General features: G+C 42.2%; 19 protein-coding genes. 3 read left to right on the top strand and 16 right to left on the bottom strand.

Features of this window, described 5'->3' with window-relative positions; translation table 11 throughout:
- Window positions 1-2: 2 nt before the first annotated feature.
- The 14 genes from MHB41_RS01680 to MHB41_RS01615 form a co-directional block, all read right to left on the bottom strand.
- Window positions 3-755, bottom strand: coding sequence for an alpha/beta hydrolase (locus tag MHB41_RS01680; protein ID WP_340899416.1), 753 nt, complete (start codon window positions 753-755; stop codon window positions 3-5).
- A gap of 123 nt (window positions 756-878) precedes the next feature.
- Window positions 879-1760: a glycine betaine ABC transporter substrate-binding protein gene (locus MHB41_RS01675; RefSeq protein WP_034283229.1), complete on the bottom strand. Its 882-nt coding sequence runs from the start codon at window positions 1758-1760 to the stop codon at window positions 879-881.
- Window positions 1760-2605 (bottom strand): glycine/proline betaine ABC transporter permease subunit OpuAB, encoded by an 846-nt coding sequence (gene opuAB / locus MHB41_RS01670; protein WP_034283343.1) that lies wholly within the window; start codon window positions 2603-2605, stop codon window positions 1760-1762. Before opuAB ends, MHB41_RS01675 begins: the two co-directional genes overlap by 1 nt.
- Before the next feature lie 10 nt (window positions 2606-2615).
- A complete protein-coding gene (gene opuAA / locus MHB41_RS01665; protein WP_034283228.1) occupies window positions 2616-3884 on the bottom strand; it encodes a glycine/proline betaine ABC transporter ATP-binding protein OpuAA in 1269 nt (422 codons plus the stop codon).
- Window positions 3885-4284: 400 nt separating this feature from the next.
- Complete coding sequence (locus MHB41_RS01660; protein WP_034283225.1) at window positions 4285-5379, bottom strand: toxic anion resistance protein; 1095 nt, start codon at window positions 5377-5379, stop codon at window positions 4285-4287.
- Window positions 5380-5393: 14 nt separating this feature from the next.
- Window positions 5394-7010, bottom strand: coding sequence for a YceG family protein (locus MHB41_RS01655; protein WP_041116552.1), 1617 nt, complete (start codon window positions 7008-7010; stop codon window positions 5394-5396).
- Between the two features lie 70 nt (window positions 7011-7080).
- Entirely contained in the window at window positions 7081-7896 is an 816-nt protein-coding gene (locus MHB41_RS01650) for an HAD family hydrolase (RefSeq protein ID WP_061110414.1), read from the bottom strand.
- Window positions 7893-9002, bottom strand: a complete 1110-nt coding sequence (locus tag MHB41_RS01645) for a cysteine protease StiP family protein (protein WP_046313744.1) — start codon at window positions 9000-9002, stop codon at window positions 7893-7895. The genes MHB41_RS01650 and MHB41_RS01645 overlap by 4 nt, the downstream gene beginning before the upstream one ends.
- Window positions 8995-10326 carry a phosphoribosyltransferase family protein gene (locus tag MHB41_RS01640; RefSeq protein ID WP_061110415.1) on the bottom strand — a complete coding sequence of 444 codons (1332 nt, stop codon included), beginning with the start codon at window positions 10324-10326 and terminating at the stop codon, window positions 8995-8997. Before MHB41_RS01640 ends, MHB41_RS01645 begins: the two co-directional genes overlap by 8 nt.
- Complete coding sequence (locus MHB41_RS01635) at window positions 10316-11503, bottom strand: HpcH/HpaI aldolase/citrate lyase family protein (RefSeq protein WP_340899420.1); 1188 nt, start codon at window positions 11501-11503, stop codon at window positions 10316-10318. The genes MHB41_RS01640 and MHB41_RS01635 overlap by 11 nt, the downstream gene beginning before the upstream one ends.
- A 99-nt stretch (window positions 11504-11602) precedes the next feature.
- Entirely contained in the window at window positions 11603-12382 is a 780-nt protein-coding gene (locus MHB41_RS01630) for a TerC family protein (protein ID WP_034283214.1), read from the bottom strand.
- A gap of 140 nt (window positions 12383-12522) precedes the next feature.
- On the bottom strand, window positions 12523-13101 hold the full coding sequence (locus MHB41_RS01625) for a TerD family protein (protein WP_007498343.1): 579 nt from the start codon (window positions 13099-13101) through the stop codon (window positions 12523-12525).
- Window positions 13102-13140: 39 nt separating this feature from the next.
- The gene (locus MHB41_RS01620) at window positions 13141-13722 is read right to left on the bottom strand and encodes a TerD family protein (RefSeq protein ID WP_039176267.1); all 582 of its coding nucleotides are present in this window, start codon (window positions 13720-13722) and stop codon (window positions 13141-13143) included.
- A 20-nt stretch (window positions 13723-13742) separates the two neighbouring features.
- Window positions 13743-14345, bottom strand: a complete 603-nt coding sequence (locus tag MHB41_RS01615; protein WP_024427228.1) for a TerD family protein — start codon at window positions 14343-14345, stop codon at window positions 13743-13745.
- 414 nt (window positions 14346-14759) lie between these two features.
- Here MHB41_RS01615 and MHB41_RS01610 point away from each other — a divergent pair, with 414 nt between their 5' ends.
- Both MHB41_RS01610 and MHB41_RS01605 read left to right on the top strand, forming a co-directional pair.
- Window positions 14760-15752, top strand: coding sequence for an LLM class flavin-dependent oxidoreductase (locus MHB41_RS01610; protein ID WP_340899422.1), 993 nt, complete (start codon window positions 14760-14762; stop codon window positions 15750-15752).
- A gap of 210 nt (window positions 15753-15962) precedes the next feature.
- Window positions 15963-17003 carry an acyltransferase family protein gene (locus MHB41_RS01605; RefSeq protein ID WP_024424359.1) on the top strand — a complete coding sequence of 347 codons (1041 nt, stop codon included), beginning with the start codon at window positions 15963-15965 and terminating at the stop codon, window positions 17001-17003.
- A gap of 20 nt (window positions 17004-17023) precedes the next feature.
- On the opposite strand, the gene MHB41_RS01600 is transcribed toward MHB41_RS01605, so the two are convergent.
- Window positions 17024-17803, bottom strand: coding sequence for a glucose 1-dehydrogenase (locus tag MHB41_RS01600; RefSeq protein WP_024427225.1), 780 nt, complete (start codon window positions 17801-17803; stop codon window positions 17024-17026).
- A 119-nt stretch (window positions 17804-17922) separates the two neighbouring features.
- Window positions 17923-18351: a cell wall hydrolase gene (locus tag MHB41_RS01595; protein WP_024424361.1), complete on the bottom strand. Its 429-nt coding sequence runs from the start codon at window positions 18349-18351 to the stop codon at window positions 17923-17925.
- A 527-nt stretch (window positions 18352-18878) separates the two neighbouring features.
- Here MHB41_RS01595 and MHB41_RS01590 point away from each other — a divergent pair.
- Complete coding sequence (locus tag MHB41_RS01590; protein WP_024424362.1) at window positions 18879-19940, top strand: DUF4352 domain-containing protein; 1062 nt, start codon at window positions 18879-18881, stop codon at window positions 19938-19940.
- Window positions 19941-20376 lie beyond the last annotated feature (436 nt).

Genomic DNA, 20376 nt, shown 5'->3' with positions numbered 1-20376 from the left:
AGCTACTGGATTTCCTTTAATTCGACTGGTAATGCACGTGCCTCTATAAAGCTTATGACCATTTCTGTAAAAAGTTCTTTCTTTTCAAAAGTAAATGTATGCCCAATACCGGGAACAACGACGCCTGTTGCCTTCGGATGTGAATTCGTTATTTTTTTTGCTGACCGTTTCATGATGCCTTTTTCTTTTTCTCCCACTGTGACAAGAATGCGTGCCTTCGCTTGCTGAAACGTGTCTGGGAGCTTGTAATGGAGGTTTTCTTGAAACATCGTAAGAAGGGTTTTCTTTTGCAGATGTTTCGATTCCGCCGCATAATGATGCAGTACATGTTGCGGGAGCCCCATCTTTTCGGCTTGGAGCTGAATAAACCAATCTTTCTTTAATAATGGATACGTCAGTGGCAAAAGGGGTCTCACCATGAAATGGAGCCATGGCAAAGGCAACACAAGGGCGCTATTGATGACGGCTATGTCTACGATATCCGGCTCTCTTGATAACACATCAACGGCAATCTGCGCACCTAAAGAAAATCCAATCAGAATCACTTGACGGCCATTCGCGTTTTCCTTGATCCATGAGATGACTTCACGGGTGCTTTCATTCATTGAAAATATCTGTTCTTTTGCTCTTGTCCCGTGTCCAATGAGATCAGGGGCAAAGCATTCATACGTGTCCTTCAATATTTCAACCTGCTCCTGCCACATCCAGCTGCTTACTCCTCCACCATGCAGAAAAATCATGATTGACTTATCCATCGCCCGACAACTCCATCCTTCTATATAAGAAAAAAGCAGCCGCTTTTTGAGCAGACTGCTTTTTGAGCAGACTGCTTTTTCAACATGCTCCCTTCTATTATAAGGGAACCATTACATCATTGACTATTTTTTCAAATCCTCAATGGAGTTTACGTTCTTCATATATGTCGGGACAACTAGCCCCATTCGAAGACCTTTCATACTTGTACCAAGGTCATCATATTTTCCTTTAAACTTCGCTGCATACGTTTTATGCGTATTTGGCAGCCAAGCGGATAATGATGCATCCGCACTTCCGGTTGCAATTGCTGTCCACATCGGACCTGCTTCAACCTGAGTCAAAGTTACTTTAAACCCGAGTTCACGCAATACTTCTGCTGCAACATTGGTACTTGCAATCTCACTATCCCATGCAACGTAGGCAAGATTCACTTTTCCACCATTCGACTTTTTCACGCCTTTTGTCCATTTCGCTACTTGGTCTTTATGTTTTTTCACATATTTTAAGGCGGCATCCTTTGGTTTCACACCATCTTGGATATCAATCATGACTTCGCCCATGTCATCTTGAGACCATTTAAACTGACTAAGCATTTTAGCTGCTTCCGGCTGATCCTTCGCAAAGCCTTTACGTGAAATCGTATGAATTTCTTCCGCTTCACCGTAAGATTTTTTTGGATCATCTAAATATTTTAAATCATAGCGGGAAAACATCCAGTGTGGATTCCAGCCAGTGATAATGATTGGTTTTTTACGGTCGTATGATTTTTTGAGCGTTGCCGTCATGGCTGCACTTGATGCAGACACAACCGTCCAATCCTCTAAGCCATAATCCTTTTTGGCCTGATCGGTTAGGGCCATAATACCTGAACCCGGATCAATCCCAATAATCGTTTTATTGACCTGCTGTGCTGCACTTGCATTTGAATCCGATTGTGCACCGCAAGCGGCTAGTAAAAAGACGAGCAGGGCGGTCATCCCAATGTAGAGAGACTTTTTCCACATTAAGCATTCCCCCTGGTTTTTTTCGTTTTAATGTTTTGTGTAATACGGTCGAGTGTAATCGCCACAATAACAATGGCAATACCTGCTTCAAAACCAATACCTGTTTTCAGCTGCGTTACCGCACTATATACTTCTGAACCAAGTCCTGGTGCACCTACCATTGCCGCAATAACGACCATGGATAGAGCCAGCATGATACTTTGGTTAATACCAGCTAAGATGGTTTTTGTTGCAAGTGGAAGCTGAACTTTGAATAAACGCTGGAATGTCGTTGAACCAAAAGCTTCAGTTGCTTCAATTAAATCCGCTGGTACTTGTTTAATACCGAGAATGGTCATACGAATCGTTGGCGGCATGGAGAAAATAACCGATGCCACAACCCCAGGAACAACCCCAATGTTAAAGAAAAAGATCGCTGGTAATAGATAAACGAATGCAGGCATTGTCTGCATTAAATCTAAGATAGGTGTCACAATTTTACGCACAGTTTCCTTCTGTGATGCCCAAATACCGATCGGAACCCCGATCACGATAGAAATGACCACAGCGGTCAGAACGAGCGCAAGTGTTTGAAGCATTGGATGCCAGTAGCCTAAATAGTCGATCAGTAAAAATCCAATAAGTGTGAAAAGAGCAACTCCTCTTGTACTGATCCACCAAGCAATGCCGGCAAAGATAAGGGTTAAAATAATGGATGGAATGACGCCAAGTGCAGCTACAATTCCATTTACTGTTCCAGCTAATCCATTTGTGATGCCATCAAAGAAACCACCAAACGTTAATGTTAACCAGTCAACAAATCGATCGATATAATCCGCGAACGGAATTCTAGGTAAATCACTCATACTAAACATCTTATTCTACCTCCTGTGCAGAAGGCTCTTGTGTCTTAATTTCCTCTAGCTTGTTAGAAGACATGTTGATATATTCATCATTACCTGATAATGCACCAATCAATGCACCTCTGACCACAATGCCCTTCATTCTGTTTTTCTCATCTACAACTGCAATTGGAATGTTTGCCGCATCAGACACTGCATCAAAGATTTCTGTTAAATACGTTGATTCCAATACTGTGGTAAATTCTTTATCAAGAACAGTTTCAAGCGACGCTCCCGTTTCTGCTGCTTTTTTCGCTGCTTGTGCAGAAATAACACCTAATAAATGCTTTTTCTTATCTACTGCATAGATAGACGAAATCCCAAGGTTTTTCATGAGCGTAAGCGCAACACGTGCCCCTTTATCGATCTGAACTGTTTCTGCACGTTTCATAATATGACCAGCGGTTAATACTTTAGAAAGGTCAACATCTTCAACGAAGCGTTCAACATATTCATTCGATGGGTTCATCAGAATTTCTTCTGGTGTTCCGATTTGAACGATATTTCCGTCCTTCATGAGTACAATGCGGTCACCAATACGAAGCGCCTCATCTAAATCATGGGTAATGAAAATGATCGTTTTTCCTACAGATGTATGAAGCTCAAGCAATTCATCCTGCATATCTTTCCGAATTAATGGATCTAGTGCGCTGAATGCTTCATCCATTAATAAAATGTCAGGGTCATTTGCTAAAGCACGTGCCAATCCAACACGCTGCTGCATACCACCACTTAATTGATTTGGGTATTGCTCTTCAAAACCTTCAAGTCCAACAAGCTTTAAAGATTCAAGCGCTTTTGATCTGCGCTCTTCTTTATCTACACCTTGCAATTCAAGACCATACTCTGTGTTCTCAAGAATTGTACGGTGCGGGAACAATGCGAAGTTTTGGAAAACCATGCTGATCTTTTTCCGTCTGACTTCACGCAATTGATCCTTTGACATATTTGTTATCATATCCCCATCAATATATATTTCACCGGAGGTTGGTTCGATTAACCTGTTTAGCATCCGCACAAGTGTGGACTTTCCGCTCCCTGATAGCCCCATGATGACAAATATCTCGCCGTCATAAACATCAAAATTTGCTCGATTGACCCCAACTGTTGCGCCGGTCTCTTTTAGGATTTCTCTTTTTGTTTTCCCTTTTTCAAGCATTTGAGATGCTTTTTTAGCATTTTTACCGAAAATTTTAGATACATTATTTATCTTGATTTTGATATTTCTCTCTTCAGAATTCATATTTTCCCTCCAAATTAGCATCTTTATAACCGTAACATAAGCGTTATGATGCGAACAATCTTTAGAATTCGCTTATTTCCCCACAATATGTATGAATTCCATATAGAGGTCTGGTCATTAGAGTTTATACGCCGTATTACTCGTAAATCCTATAGAATGCTTCATAAACTACATATTTTACGGGGTATTTCCTCTCATCAGACAATATTTTACTGGAAATTCCTAATTGTGCTAAAAAATAAGTCGAATCCTCGTTATAGCGGTTTTTTGAATCATGGGCGAACCATTCCCCTGAACAGGATTTACCCGAAAATGGTCACATAAAAACCTTCTTTCTCAAATTTTATTTAAATTCATAAAAAAACTGCCTGCAACTTTAGTTACAGACAGCTTGTTTTTTTTAGGACTCCAGGGCAGCCCGCTTAATATTATCTTGAAGCTCAAGCATACGTTTTGTTCCATCTTCACGTAATCGCTTGTTCTCTTCTTCGATCTGTTTCGTCTCTTTCATCCCTTGTACAATTGTATTAAAGGAAGATTCGATCGTTTCAATGTCGATGCTTGGACGGCCAGATAATTTGGCAATCTCCACACTTTGACTTGAAATGTTTTCAGCATTTCGTTTCAGCATTTCATTTGTTCTTCTATCCAGCTCACTCATAGAATCAGCCACAAGCTTTTGTCTCTTCGCTGTAACAGCTTGAATGATCCCATTTTTGAAAATTGGAATCGTGATGATGAAGGCAGAGTTGATCTTCCCGATTAATTTCGTATTCCCGCGCTGAAGCAAACGGATTTGCGGTGCTGTTTGAAGCGCCACCATTCTTGCCATATCAAGGTCATACACACGCTCTTCAAGCGCTTGAATGCCATTACGAAGCGTATCAAGCTCCATCTGCGCCAGCTGGTTTCCACTAGCTGCTTTTTCTTCATATGAAGGAACCAATTGCTTTAATTCTTCGATTTTCATTTGACCGGCTACGACATACTTTTCAAGCTCCATATAGTATTGAATGTTATGCTCATACATTTCTTCAAGTGTCACAGTCGATTTGGTCATTTCATCTTTATATTTGCTAATTTCTACATTAATTTTTTCAATCTCTGCACCGAGGGTTTGATATTTACTAAAAATCTTTTCGATCATGCTGCCGCCGCGCTTAAAGATTTTTGACAACAAACCACCCTTCGGTTCGTCAAAGTCATTTTTATCAAAGCGATCCATAATCTTGCCAAGCTGCGTCAGCATTGTTCCTGAGTCAGTGACACTTGTTGAACGCATCATTGAAAGGATACGATCAGAGAACTTAGAGATTTCAACGGCCGGCTGTTTTCCGTATTCAAGAAGTTCAAGCTGATTTTTCGCATCGATCTGTCTCGCAATATTTTGCACTTCTGGTTCGTTTCGAAGCTGAACGCGAATATCGTCTGCCTTCTCAATCGTGATTTCCTCTTTATCAATTGAAATGATGTCATTTCCGTTTGTATTTGTCATAAGCTTTGATCTCCTTATCGGTTTTTAATGGATTGAAATAACTTTCTAACGATGGACGGCTCTTTAAACTCCTGGTTCATGACCATCTCATCAAGCCAATGGGTATCAAATAATTGGTCATCGATATACCGTTCGATACACTGATATCCCGCCGGATGATATACGAAGAGATCCACACCCATTTCATTTAGGAAAATCAGGGCGGCAGCATCAGAGCGAGTCAGCTCACCATTATATTCTGTATGGTATAAAATCACTTTCGGTACGGTTTGTGCGTAATCAAAGGTTTGAATCAGTTCAATGAGATCCTGGCTTAAATGCAGAACCTGCTTGAATAAATAAATACGGACATCTAATTCGGTTTCATTGCCTTCTTTTAATAGCTTCGGATGCTGACAGATTCGAGATATCGCCTCTGCAATCGCACGCTGCGTACCCTCATATAGATGAGAAAACTGCCACACATTGCTTTTCATTAATAAGTCAGGATCAATCTCTCCAGCAGAAGAAAGTGCATGCTGATAATGAAATTGATAATTCGATGTCACTTCTTTCGTAAAAGGAAAATGGCGAATGGTCTTCGTCTCTTTCCCTTCCATTAACGTGTGAATGCGATCCCAGTATTCACGCTTGTCTCGTGTGACACCCATCATTTTCGCAAAGAGGTTTGGAATCTGTATCGTGTCTCGGTCTGCTTTGAAATTCGGGCGGATAAAGGATCGTTCCTTTGCAATTAAAAACAGCTCATCATACGTTGTCTTGAGTGTAATGGAATGAGGAGTATGATCTCTGAATTGCCACGGCTTATAGAGCATTGAATCTTCCGTGTGAAGCACCTCTTCAAGCTCTCTTGTCGAGCGGTACGCCACCGTTGATTTCCTCTCAGGCTTTTCAGCAGGGAACGGCTCAAGCTTTGAAGTTCCCGGGTACTGATCAATAAAAGTCAGCTTTTCTTCTGGATCTAATTCGCGGAACGAATCCTTGCCTTCTGGATGAAATAGGACAACATCACAGCCAATCAGCATGACATAGTAAAGAAAATAAAGCTGACTTTTATTCGCCTCTCCATACCAAATAACAGCCGGCATTTTTTCTTCGATATTGACTTCCTTCAGCCATGGACCTAGATGATTATTTGAAAACTTCACGACATCCAGCAGGACCCGGCGGAAATCAGGATGCTGAAATCCACCCTCGTGCAGCTGCTTGAAATGCTCAAACACCTTGATCAATGAAAGACGGATATGCCGGTTCATCACAGGGTTTGGATGGCGTACAATCAGCTGTTCACCATCTAAAAAAGCCACAAAGCGATTTACGGACAATCCCTTTTCTTCTTGGTTAATCAAATGAATACGCTGCAGTGCTTGAAAATGCTCCGGCTCAATATGGCGATTGAGTGTTTCACTTAAAATATGCATGCCGTCTGTTTCGTATAATTCATGTAAATAAATAAAATAATCGGTTGCATCATGCGGAGTTCCAAGGACCCGGGCGGCGAGACGCGGCAAGGACAACGTATGCTCGTCCTTTACATAACCGTCTCTTTCAGGGAGCGGCTTTTTCAGCACGTTTTTCCAGGCTTCCTGCTCCGCCCGTGTATGGGTGACATTGATTTCTTTATAACTCACGCCGCTCCTTCCTTTCTCCTATATTTTCTCGAAAGCTACTACTATCATATCATTCAGCCTTCTACTTCTGCTATCGAATCGAAGGCTTTTTTACGTTCATCATATGCTTGATGACACAAGCGGTGATTTCATCTGCTGCGGCCATGCCAGATGCTGCTGTCGGCTCAAGTTCTGGATCAAAGCCGAGAACTTCTCCATGCCTTGGGGCAAAGCCCATATCTGACTGACGAATGAGCCCCGCATCTAACAGGGAATCACCCGCACCATAGACGTATTCTAGCTGCAGCCTGTCCTTTAGAAAAGCAACAGCATCCCACTTATTAAGCGGCTGGGGAATAAAATAAAGCTTCCGTCCCTGAAGAGAAACCTGCCATCCTCTCTCCTCACCCCACAGCTTCAATTCAGCAAGCGGAATGTGAGATAGATACTCCTCTTTCATAATCAAATAAAGGAATCTTCCCTCTGCTGTACGGGTACGCTTCACCCATGCCGCAACTGGAAGCTCGGAGATCGCCCTCAGCATCTCTCTGACTGGCATACACTCCCTAAGTCTCTCATCAACAATGGCTTGCCAATCCTCAAGCGGCTTGCCATGATGAAGAATACAGCCCCCGTTTGTTGTGACAGCATACTCCGGTTTAAGCTCTTGCTCAAAGAAGGTGATTCGTTCATACTGTGCAGTTGTTCTTGTCGTCACTGGAATGAACCAGCCTGATTGATGAATCGTCTGCAAAGATTTTTTCGTTTCAACAGACATATAGGAAAGCGGCCGTTCGTCCAGCACCTCAACTAAATCGTACTCTCCTTCATACGCATACTGCTCAAGCACTCGATGTGAGTAAATCAGCGTCCGGTCTAAATCACTGGCAAATGCATATGTCTTCATGACGTTTGCTCCAGCGGACGAATTAATCCACAGCACGTGTAGGACATATTGGCATATTCAATGACAGGAACACCTCTGTCCTCAGCCAAAAGCAAAATATGCTTCAGCTTCTCCTGAGATCCAGGCTGAATTAAGATTTTCCACGGGATTCTTCTAAGCAGCACGCGGGTCGTCTCACCAACACCCGGCTTAATCAAATGGGTATTTTCAATTTGAAACTCCTGACCGATTGCTTCAATGGATGCCATTCCCCGCCAATCTGCCGGCGTCCCCTGCGTAAGGATGGTTTCTGCTTTCTCTTGTACATTTGGTTCAAGGCTGGAAAATGCTTCTTCAATCGTATCCACATACAGATTGGACACATCCTCATCGAGCAGCTCTTTATAATACTTTGCCCCATGGAAATCATCGGCATTGATCCAGCGGTTGTTTAGTACCGTACGACTGACAAGTCCAGACACCGTCGAATTCAGGCAGGCACTTGGAATGAGAAAGTCCTCTCTCGTTCCGTATACATGTGTACAATAGCCGGGGTCTGCCAGCACAGCCAGCTCACTCGAGAGACGTACACCATACTTTTTTTCAAAATCAAAAACAGCTTTTTGGAGCTCTTTCGAAATCGCACCTTTTCCAGTCCATCCATCGATAAAAGCAATTTCAAAACCTGGATGTTCTTTCAGCATATAATGCAGTGCATTCTCGTCTATTCCGCGGTCGCGAATAATAGAGATGCTGTAATGAGGCAGATCGACACCATACGTCTTTCGAATATATCGTTTGATCAGCACCCCGATCGGTGTCCCCGCACGCGCCAAACTGCAAAGCACGGTTTGGAAGCCTCGCTTCTTCACAATCTGTTCTGCTACAACAGCTACTGCTTCTGCTACCTTTTCCTTACTTTCTTCAAGAGACTGATAGAATAAAGTCATATAAGATGCCGTTGGTTTGTACTCAATTGGCAGCATTTCTGAATAATGTGCACCGCTCTGAATTGAACGCTCCCGCTCTTCTGTACTTTTCTCCATCTCAATAGAGGATAAATCTTTGAGTAAGAAGGTTACATCCTGCTCTGGATAACTCCCCATCTTTGTATACACATTAGCCATTCACCTTCACCTCGTCTGATAAAGTCACAATATGCACATGCTTCACATGCCGCTCAGCAAATAAGTGAACAAGCGGAAGCAATGCCTCCTGAGAAACCTTTTTCTCAAAAAAGAGAAATACATCATCATATTCACCTTTTGGAATGTTGTACACGTAGTGCTGAATTCGGGCATCCTCTGGATTCATAAAGGTAAACCCATTTTGGGCAGCGTATCCATCCTTTTCGACTGGGTGAATAGGACTTCTCGTTGTTGAATGAAAGAGAACACCTTGCCCCATGTGTGCAGACAGTCTCATCGGCACATACATCAGCTCACCTGTCCCTAAGCAGAGTGTTTGTTTTCCTTTGCGTTCCTGCCGCAGCCTCAATCCCGCTTCAGCAGCTGCTTGGTCGAGCGCTTCCGTATCTGCTGCCTTTAAACCAAAACGGCCCGTTTCATGTATATATGGCGAATGACCCGCCGAATTCGCTGCATGAGAAAATGAATACGGCACTTGCTTAAAGAAAGATTGAAGAGAGTGAAAAGAGAGACTTGGCTGATTCTCTTGCTCCGCAATCTCATACGAATAAGCTGGCTCATCGAGCGTTTTGCCTCGAAAAATCATCTGCCCTTTTAATAAAGACAATGATGTGATGTGAATTCCAAGCTCCTCTTCAAGCTGGCACATGGCTTTCTCATGCTCCTCCGTCCGCCAGTCCAAAATGGAAAGAATGGTATAAGAATGCCTTGGATACTTTGCATGAAGGTCACGAATGATGTTGATATTGGTACGGCCTGTCGTGACTTCATCATCTACTAACACGATGGGGCGGTCTGTGCGAAGTAATGCTTCGTCTGCATAACAAAGCTGATCTGTTGCATGCGAATGTTCTTCTTCAAATACCAATGACGGGTCAAGACCCAGCAGCTGTTCACGTGTCGTATGAATGTATGATGCGCCTTCTATCACATCATACACACCATGTCCAAGGGCTGTTGCCGTTTCCGCAAAGCCGATGACGACAGGCTCATTGCCAGCTGAAAGCTTTTCTTTTTTGAGTGTTTCATAGGCTGCCGTTAACACCTTGTGATCATCCGTCTTGAGTGCCTCGACGATAAGATCTTGGTGCGGGGGCGTCTTTCCCGTTTGCTCTTTGGCATATGCCATCGCTAAAAGACCCGAGACAAGGAGCGGTTTTACTGGATGAACAGGAATATGCTTTCCAAGCACCTTACTAACGAATAAAAAGGCTCTTTTTTTGTTCACCCTTGCCGCCATCTCAAAAAGATGCTCTTTTTCCAGCTGAAGCGCACCTTCTTTGAGGTCAAGCTCAACCTCCATATGTTCCAAGATGTTCAGCGTATGCCGCTTCTGATTCTGTGAGTATGTCGATATAGCTTCTATTTTCATGAAACACCCCGTAAATGTCTGACTTAATTAATATGTGCTCTGCCCACCTGTAATGGGGCTTCGTTTCATTCATCTTATTAGAAAAGGCACTCTTCATCACGCCAACTGTACCGTCAGCATGTTCCAGAATGCTTAATGCATCCAAGTACTCTTCCTTTGTCACAACGTACATGCTTTGCACTGGCTTGAGATGTGTTGGATGGATCACTGTCTTTCCATGTATGCCGTTGGCTACATCGAGTCTTGTCTCTTTGAGTAAACCTTGTACGTCATCGAATTCAGATAAGGGCAGCTCACCGCCCTTAGAGAGCGCACGGATGAAAGGTTTTTGTTCCTTTCGTGCAGGGCCAAAATGCTCCCATACAGCACCTGATACAACAAAGGAACGGCCAAAATAATTGATAATATCTGTGATCAAATCAGCAATCAATCTGATTTCATAGATGGTGATGTCGCGATCACGGCGAATGCCATATAAGCCGCAAAGATCCGTTGCCCCAATACGAATATTCAAAATATATTCTTCATCATTCAGCATGATCTGCTTTAACTTAGACAGCACCGTATATCTTGTTTCTTTTTCCAATAAATCGGGTGTTTCCAAAATGGGCATACCGTACAGCGTTGTCTTCGTTTGTGCGGACGCCTGTTTCAAGCTGTCCAAATAATCCTTCGCATTATGAATAGAACACTTTGGAAATACAAAACCCGTCAATAAACGAAGAGATGGACCAAGCAAATCTGCCATTTTCAGCAGCTGCTTCGGCGAACGAACCCGAATAAATAAAAGCGGCATTTGTTCAGCCATTTCAGGTGTATGCGTTAATTTGTCCGACAGTTTGGCGAGCTGTACCACTAGATTCTGTTCAGCCATTTCCACTTCTTGATCACCGATGGCATCCTCTAAACAAAATACAACAGAGCAAAGCGCTTCATATTTCTGCGACAGCAGCATGTCTGCTATATCCTGTCTTGTCGCAGGCATATACAAAGTAGCACCTAATGCATGCGCAAGTACGTGCCTTGGCGTCATCAAATGCATCGCCCCCGGCCGTTTGAAAAAAATATCGTGCTGCCTCGCCTCTGATAAAAACTGAAAATACCGCATGCTGTGCCACCTCCTGTTGTTGAGAGAAAATCGAACAAATGACTTGATGATTCAAAAAAGGATGGAGCCGCTAATCAACTCCATTCCTTTTTGATCGTCCTATTCTTCTTTTGAAGCCGCAGCTTCGTTTGTCACTTCTTGATGTTTCTTCTTATTGATTTTATGAACAATAAACGTTCCGATAAATGCTAGGATAATAATCGCAAAGAATACAAGATGCGGAATTTCAATGTGAGCAGCACTCAAGCCCATTTTGATCGCAATGATCCCGATGAGAATAAACGCTGTATTCTCGAGCTCTGGAATACGGTCAATGAGAACAAGGAATAACTGCGCGACTGTACGCATCATGAGAATTCCAAGCATTCCGCCTAATAGTAGAATCCATACTTCCTCAGATACAGCGAATGCTGCAAGAATACTATCAACCGAGAAGGCAAGGTCCATAATTTCAACAGAAATAACGGTTGCCCAGAACACACCAAAGACACGAACCATCCAGCCTTCTTTTTTCAGTTCCTTCGCTTCATCATCGCCGTCACCTAACCAGAAGTGCTTAATAACAAGCCATGCTAAGTAAGCTGCTCCGAGGACCTTAATCCACCAGAACTTAATAAGCAGCATCCCTACGCCAATGAATAGAAAACGGAAGAAATAAGCGCCAATTAATCCGTAGGTTAATGCCTTTTTACGCTGCTTTTCTGGTAAATGTTTCACCATTACAGCTAATACAAGTGCGTTATCTGCAGATAACAATCCTTCAAGCACGACAAGCGTCCCAATAAGCCCCCAAGAGACAGGGTCTGTTAATACCTCTGCCCACATATGCCAATCAAAAAACGAGGCATATGTATCCAACATATGTTTCAAAATGTCCAACTGGTTTTCCTCCTATAAGTGTAGAAGCATCAGCAGGCTTTCGCCTGCTGCTATTCTTGATCGCTGTTTCTTTCTCACTTAGGAAAAGGCCCTCATATGAGCTTTTGACAGCATCTCTTGAACTGATTTGTTTCTCTTATTTACACTTCTAACCCATAATTTTGACAAAGAGCTGCAAGTCCGCCAGAGAATCCGCTTCCGATCGCGTTAAACTTCCAATCACTTCCGTGTCGGTACAATTCACATACCACAACAGCTGTTTCAATTGAGAAGTCTTCGCCTAAATCGAAGCGAATCAATTCTTCCCCGCCCTCTTCATTTACAACACGAACAAATGCATTAGAGACTTGTCCAAAATTCTGGCTGCGCGCCTCTGCATCATGGATCGTAACTGTAATTCCGATACGATCAATGTTAGCAGGAATTTTCGAGAAATCAACGAGAATTTGCTCGTCGTCTCCATCTCCCTCACCTGTACGGTTATCACCTGTATGAGTGACACTGCCGCTCGGATGCTGAAGGTTATTATAGAACACAAAATCTGTATCTTGCTGACAACGATTATTTGCATCCACCAAGAAAGCCGAAGCGTCCAAATCAAATTCGGCTCCGCCAGAATATTTATTCGTATCCCAGCCAAGACCGATCATCACTTTCGTCAGCCCTGGGTTGGTTTTGGTTAAATCGACACGTTGTCCTTTTGAAAGCTGAATCGCCATATTCGTATCTCTCCTGTCTTTGAAAATAGGAAGTTATCGTTATCCGATATCTAAGCCAAAGTCCGTTGCAATGCGGGCAAGACCGCCTTGATAGCCTGATCCGACAGCTGAGAATTTCCATTCCCCGCCATGACGGTATAATTCACCTACAATAATGGCTGTCTCAATTGAGAAATCCTCTGCCAAATCGTAGCGAATGAGTTCTTCATTCGATGCTGCATTTAAAATACGTACATATGCGTTAGACACTTGTCCGAAATTTTGACTGCGTGCTTCTGCATCATGAATCGTAATGACAAATGAAATCTTCTCAATACTTGCTGGTACAGCTGCAAGGTCAACATTGACCTGCTCGTCATCTCCGTCCCCTTCGCCAGTGCGGTTATCGCCTGTATGTACGACACTTCCGCCTCCGCCAGTTGTTTGGTTGTAAAAGACAAAGTCAGATGGAGAGCTTGCTTTACCTGCCGCATCTAAAAGGAATACACTTGCGTCTAGATCAAAGTCATGTCCGCCGTCATACTTATTGACGTCCCAGCCAAGACCGACGACTACTTTTGTTAAGCCCGGATTCGTTTTTGTTAAATCAATTTTTTGACCTTTCGCTAAAGAAATTCCCACTAGGAACCTCTCCCTTCTGTTTAAATATAGTTTCTCGTAATATCGGCAAGCTTCGCATCATTTGTACCATTTCCAAGCGCCGCAAATTTCCACTCATTCTCGTGGCGATAAAGTTCTCCGACGATTAACGAAGTTTTTCCTGCATAGTCATCTTTTAAATTATATTTCACTAATTCTTGATTGTTTGAACGATCAACGATGCGAATGTAAGCATTTTGAATCATACCAAAGTGTTGGTTTCTTCTAAGGGCATCATAAATGTTCACGACAAACACCAATTTATTCACATTACCCGGCACCTTGCTCAAGTTGACGAGGACTTGTTCATCATCTCCGTCTCCTTCACCAGTCAGGTTGTCACCTGTATGCTCAACACTGCCGCATTTGCTCTTTAGGTTGCCAAAATAAATCAAATCTTTATTTTCCGTAAACTTATCATTTTTCAGCATGAGCACTGAAGCATCACAATCAACATCAGCGCCGCCTCCGCCGCCAAACAGCTTTCCTAAAAATCCGCCGCCTTGTGATACAGGGTCCCAGCCAAGTCCAACAAGAATATTTGTTAGCCCTGTTTTCCCTTTTGTTAAATCAATACGTTGACCTTTTTCTAATGTAATCGCCAAATCAATCACTCCTCCAGCATAATAAAAATCTATTTATTAAGCGATGGACCCTATTAAAATCATCATACATGAAAATTCGACAAAATTCATGAAATGACATTGGAGCCTCTTACTCTTTTTTCTATTTACTAGTATATACGATCTATGTTCAAGATAGGTTTCAAACACTTTATATTTTTTTAACGAAAGATGCACATTGGAAATGATTCATGTCGTTAATGAAGTGTTTCATGTGAAACATTGTCGAAAATTCCCGATGAACAGCTCTTGCTGATAAGGAGTGTATTGATGTGGTTTCATATGTTGATATAGAAAAGATAAAAGCAAGGGATCAAAGGATAAACCCTTTCGTTTCCTTCCATCCATGGATTTCTTTATACTTATATTCAGCATGTTGATGAAAGGATGTTGATGATGCCATCACTTCATATATTAGATCAAGTCGCCATTCCTAAAGGTCAGTCTGCTCAGGAGACATTGATTCATACAACGCAGCTGGCTCAGCTGGCTGAAACGCTTGGGTATGAGCGCTATTGGTTCGCTGAACACCACAGCACAAGAGGGCTCGCTAGTACAGCGCCTGAAATATTAATGGCTCATATTGCGGCTCATACAACGACCTTGCGTACCGGATCTGGCGGTATTTTACTTCCTCAGTACAGTCCTTTTAAAGTAGCAGAGGTCACGCGGCAGCTTGAAGCCCTTTATCCTGGACGGATTGAGATTGGTGTCGGCAAATCTCCAGGCGGGATCGAAAGGACGAGGCTCGCTTTGACGGACGGCGTGCATAAAGACCTGTCTCAGTTTGACCGCCAGCTGAAGGACCTTCTTTTTTACTTATCAGACAGCCTGCCTTCTGGTCATCCGCATGCAGGCGTGAAAGCTGCTCCGCTTGTTGATACTCATCCGCCGGTTTGGCTGCTTGGGCTGGGAGAAAATAGTGCCATGCAGGCGGCGGAGCTTGGAATCAACTATATTTTCGGCCACTTTATCCATCCTGCACGCGGCACACAAGCATTTGAGACGTATCGATCACACTTTTCTCCATCTGTCTTTTCTAGGCAGCCACAATCTATGTTTGCCGTCTTTGTCATCTGCGGTGAAACAGATGAAGAAGCAGACAGGATCGCCAGCAGTACAGATTTATGGCTGCTTCGTGTTGAAAAGGGACTGGACAGCCGCGTTCCTTCTATAGAAGAAGCAAGCGCCTATCACTACACCACTCAGGAAAAGAAAAAAGTGCTGCAAAACCGCCAGCGGATGATTGTCGGCTCGAAGAAAACGGTGAAAGAGCAATTACAGACCTTGATGGACCGCTATCAAACGGATGACATCATGATTCTGAACAATTCCTTTGATCCGATCGAAAAGCAACGTTCCTTCAAGCGAATAGCAGAATTATTTTGAAGCCAGCTTTCCAGGCTTCTTTTTTACATTGTCATAAAAAATGGGAAATGTAACATCAAGATGTCAAAATCCTTCCGTCTGTCATCTGATCGCAAATGTGTCTTCTAATCGTTAGCGAACTGTAAACGCATAAGAGGTGTACCTTTTATATAGTAGAGGTACATATTCAATGAACGGTTTACAACGCTGAGAAAGAAGGAGATGACAGACATGAAAAAGAGACTCGATTGGGTTGATGCAGCTAAAGGAATTGGCATTCTGCTCGTGGTCATGGCGCATGTGCCCATTCCAGATTCGCTCAAGCAATTCATTTACTCTTTTCATATGCCGCTTTTCTTTTTACTATCAGGCATGATGTTTCGATCATCCTCATCCCCTGCTTTGTCATTTATTCAGAAAAAAGCCAAAAGCTTACTCTTGCCCTATCTCTATTTCTCCATCATTACGTATGTATTTTGGTTCTCCGTTACCCGTTTTTTCGCATTCAAGGGACAAACGGATATTGATCCTTTCGTTCCGTTTACAGGTATTTTCATATCCAATGCAGATGAAGCAAGACTCACACATAACCCAGCGATTTGGTTTTTAACGACGCTCTTTTTAGTGGAAATTTTATTTTTCTTTATGCATCGTCTTTCTAAAGGAAAACCCGCTGCCGTGATCTTGCTGACTGTTCTTTGCGGAGGTGCTGGATATGCCTCTACCTTGCTTTTAGATCAAAGTCTTCCTTGGAACGCCAATGTCGCCTTGACGGCTGTTGTATTTTATTCGATTGGATTTTTAGCAAAGCAATGGTTTGTGGAATTAAAAACAGATCCAACCCTTCTTTTATGTACAGGTCTGCTTGTGCTAACAGCTTACATGCAAAGCTTTAATTCACGGATCGATATGCGCGTCAACGACTACGGTGATCTCTTTATTTTCTACGCATGTGCTCTGCTCGGTTCAGCTGCCGTGATTTATTTAAGCTTTAAATTGAAAACATCCCCTATTTTGACGTATCTAGGACGTAATTCTATTGTCATTCTTGTCTTGCAGTTTGCCGGCATCGATATCATGAAAGCATTTGTTTTTTATGGACTCGGTATCAATATTGCTGATACAGCACAGCTCTCTTGGACACTTTTTTATACGATCGGCACATTGCTGCTCATGGTGCCATGTATCTCCTTCCTGAGCAAATACCCGATGCTGCTCGGCAAACCGGCCAAAGCCGCTCAACGCTACGAACAAAAAACATCCGCCGGATGAACAGGCGGATGTTTTTTGGATTAATCATTGATTTGAGAAGGATAAAGTGTCATTCCACCATCTACAAATAAGGTGGTGCCTGTGATATACGCCGCTTCCTTAGAAACGAGGAATGCAGCAGCGGCCCCAATCTCCTTCGGTTCACCAAAGGTTCTCATCGGAATTTTCTCAAGCTGCTTTTGTTTTTTCAATTCATCCTGTAAATCATCATTCGATTCGGTTGCCATGGTACCCGGCGCAATCGCGTTGATTCGAATACCTGCTTCGGCATAATCAAGAGCCAGCGTCTTCGTCATCATATTCATTCCGCCCTTTGAAGTGGAATAATGAACATTGAACGGGCGCGGAATTTCCTGATGGACACTGGAAATATTTAAAATAGACCCTTTGATGTCATGCTCCATCATATAGGCGAGCGCAGCCTTTGCGCCTAAAAATGCACCTGTTATGTTGACATCGATGACGTTTTGCCATTGCTCCAGCGTCATCTCATGCGGCAGCGCTTCTTCCCCGTTGAAGCCTGAATTATTGACGAATACATCTACTGTACCGAAATGCTCCAGTGCTGTATCCATGATGGCTTGGATGCCTTCCTCTTTGGAGACATCTGCGTGTACTTTCACCGCCCCACCTCCGTGCTTCTGAATGGCTTGTACGGTCTCTTCAGCTCCATCTTCATCGCCTTTATAGTTCACAACCACATTCATTTCCTCTTGTCCAAACCGCAATGCGATCGCTTGTCCAATTCCTTTTGAAGAGCCTGTGACAATGGCTGTTTTCCCTTTTAAATCTTGATACATCTTCATTTCCTCCATTCACGTGCTTCATCTTGCTGATACACAATGGTTACCCATTTTGGAAAAAACAAAAACACAACCCTCTGCATTTGTACTCGAAGAGGGTTGTGCGTTTCATCAAGCTAAAAGGTGTTATAAACATTTTCACACGTTTCGGCGGTTGGCTGATAAAAGCAATGTGACTTATACCTTGCCACAAACGGCTGATTGTACCAAGTCGCCGGACAATCGCCAGGCGGTTTAAAATACCAAAGGCTGAATTTTGCCGGCCAAAAACGTTCTCCGTTAATATTTCTCCGCGCAAGTGTTTTTTCCGTTTCTCGTGCTCGCTGATAGAAGTAACCATGCGTGACCGCTTCGAATGCATGCTCCTGATAAATCATTTGTGGAATCGTACGCAGCCCTTTAAAGTCAGAGCAGTTGGCACGCAAACGATTGATGCCCACGTTTCCTACGAGCAGCATCCCTCGCCTCCCTTCACCTTCTGCCTCCGCTCTCAGCAGTCTGGCCATTAAATCAATATCAGAGCTTGTCGCTCTTACCACTGCCATACATCCACCTCCAGTTCGTTTCTCTTTTATTTTATGTAGCGTTTCTGTGTAGATGACTGCCATTTTGACATGAAAAAGCACGTTCAGTGTCGGCAGCCTGTCTAAATTTGCTGGACATGTGTCTCGCTGCCAACAACACTCAAACCAAGTGACCATATACATAACAGGAAGAAATATTCATTACTATATACTCATTTACAAGTCATAAAAATCCTTCTAATTGCGACATCATCTTCAAAAACAGTCATTTAAACCTATTCAATAATCCGACTCAAAACCTTAAAATATAAAATGTTGAGTTTCTACAGGAGATATCAAATAATAAATTACAAGTTTCTCCTCTCAACTTAGTGTCATTTTTACTACTTGAAGCCAATCAACCTCGGAAACGCACTGAGGTATTGACAGTACTTTCGCTTCATTCTACAGTAAAAAACATACAGTATTTTTCTTTTTGTGCAAAAAGAATGATATGAACTACAGCTTTTCAATGAAATTCACCATAAACCCGAGGAGGAAAACACGCCATGTTTAAAAAGAAATTATCCCTGTTTCTTCTGATCTTGTGTGTAACTGTTGTCGCTGCTGCTTGTAGTGGTGGAAAAGACAAAACAGCTGCGAAAGAAAACGATACCAAAAAATCTCTTGATGCAGCAGAGGTAAAGGTAGAAAGTGCTGAATACACATTACCACCTCAATACGATACATCTGTACAGGATGATCAGTATGTACTAAAAGTGAATGTATCTGTAAAAAATATCAGCAAAGAGCCTCTCAATGTTGATAAAAGCAACTTCACGCTTTACCAAGATGACGCACAGGTATCTACAATCTCTCCAGATGACTATAACGAAGTATTATCTTCAAGCTCTTTAAATGCAGACAAAGTGACTAAAGGCGGTCTTTTCTTTGTTGTTGACAAAGACAAAGACTATCAGCTTGTTTACACAGAGCCAGGAAGCGGATCGAAAAAAGATGACAAGACATTAGAATTCGATATTAAAGGAAAAGACTTAATGAAAAAAGCAGATACACTACAAGCATCTGCAAAAGCTCTTTCTTCTTATATTGATGTGATGATTTTTGGTAAGAAAAACGATGATTTCGAAAAACTAACAGGTGATAACAAATCAACTGTTGTGAACGAATTTGATAAATCATTCAAACAAGGTTACATCACTTCATCAGGTATTTCTTCTAGCTCAGCGAAGGACGAAAACCTTGATAAGCTACTGAAAGCTGTGAAAGAAACATTAGCTGAAAAATCAAAAGTTTCAACAAAAACAAAATCCATCAGTGGTGATAAAGCTGTCGTGACTGTGACTCTTACACCAATCGATGCAAGTCCGCTTGTCGATCGTTTGAAAGAGAAAGCAACTGAGTTCTACAGCAAAAACCGTTCAGCTTCTTATGATGAAGCGCAAAAATACTTACTATCAATTTACCCAGATGAGTTTAAAAAATTAGGACCATCGTCTTCTGAAGAAACAGTAGAAGTCAACATGAAGAAAAATGATATCGACCAATGGAAACTTGATTTGAACGACTACAAAACAAGCTCATTAGTTGAGAAATTCATCAAGAACTAAAGGAAAACCCCCGATTCCGGGGGTTTTTTGTTATGATTTATCACCTGGTTTGGTGATCGTGAACCCCCTCTATCATCAAAAACCAGAATATAGTCAAGTTATCTTACCCTTGACAACATTTCTTTCTATAATCAGTGTTCCATTTCTTTAGCTTGATCACTATGAGATATTCAATCCTGATTATTCTTTTTTGTACTTAAGATTTTTTTCTGCTTATTTGTGTTAAATATGACATGTAAACTCAAAATAAAAAAAGGTTCTCCTCACTCTTTATTTCTATTGAACTATATTATAAATCTAGCCACTCATTATAAAAGTAAACCATCATTTTCATTCACCCACTCTTTTTCTATTTAAGTTATTCCTTAATAAAACTCTTCGAGATATAAATAATTTCATTTTTATAATGTATTCAAAAAAAGGTTCTTTATACTCA

The organism is Bacillus sp. FSL H7-0578, assembly GCF_038630855.1.
Classification (GTDB): Bacteria; Bacillota; Bacilli; order Bacillales; family Bacillaceae; genus Bacillus; species Bacillus safensis.
The sequence above is the reverse complement of the archived record's forward strand: the minus strand, read 5'-3'. Positions and strand labels throughout refer to the sequence as shown.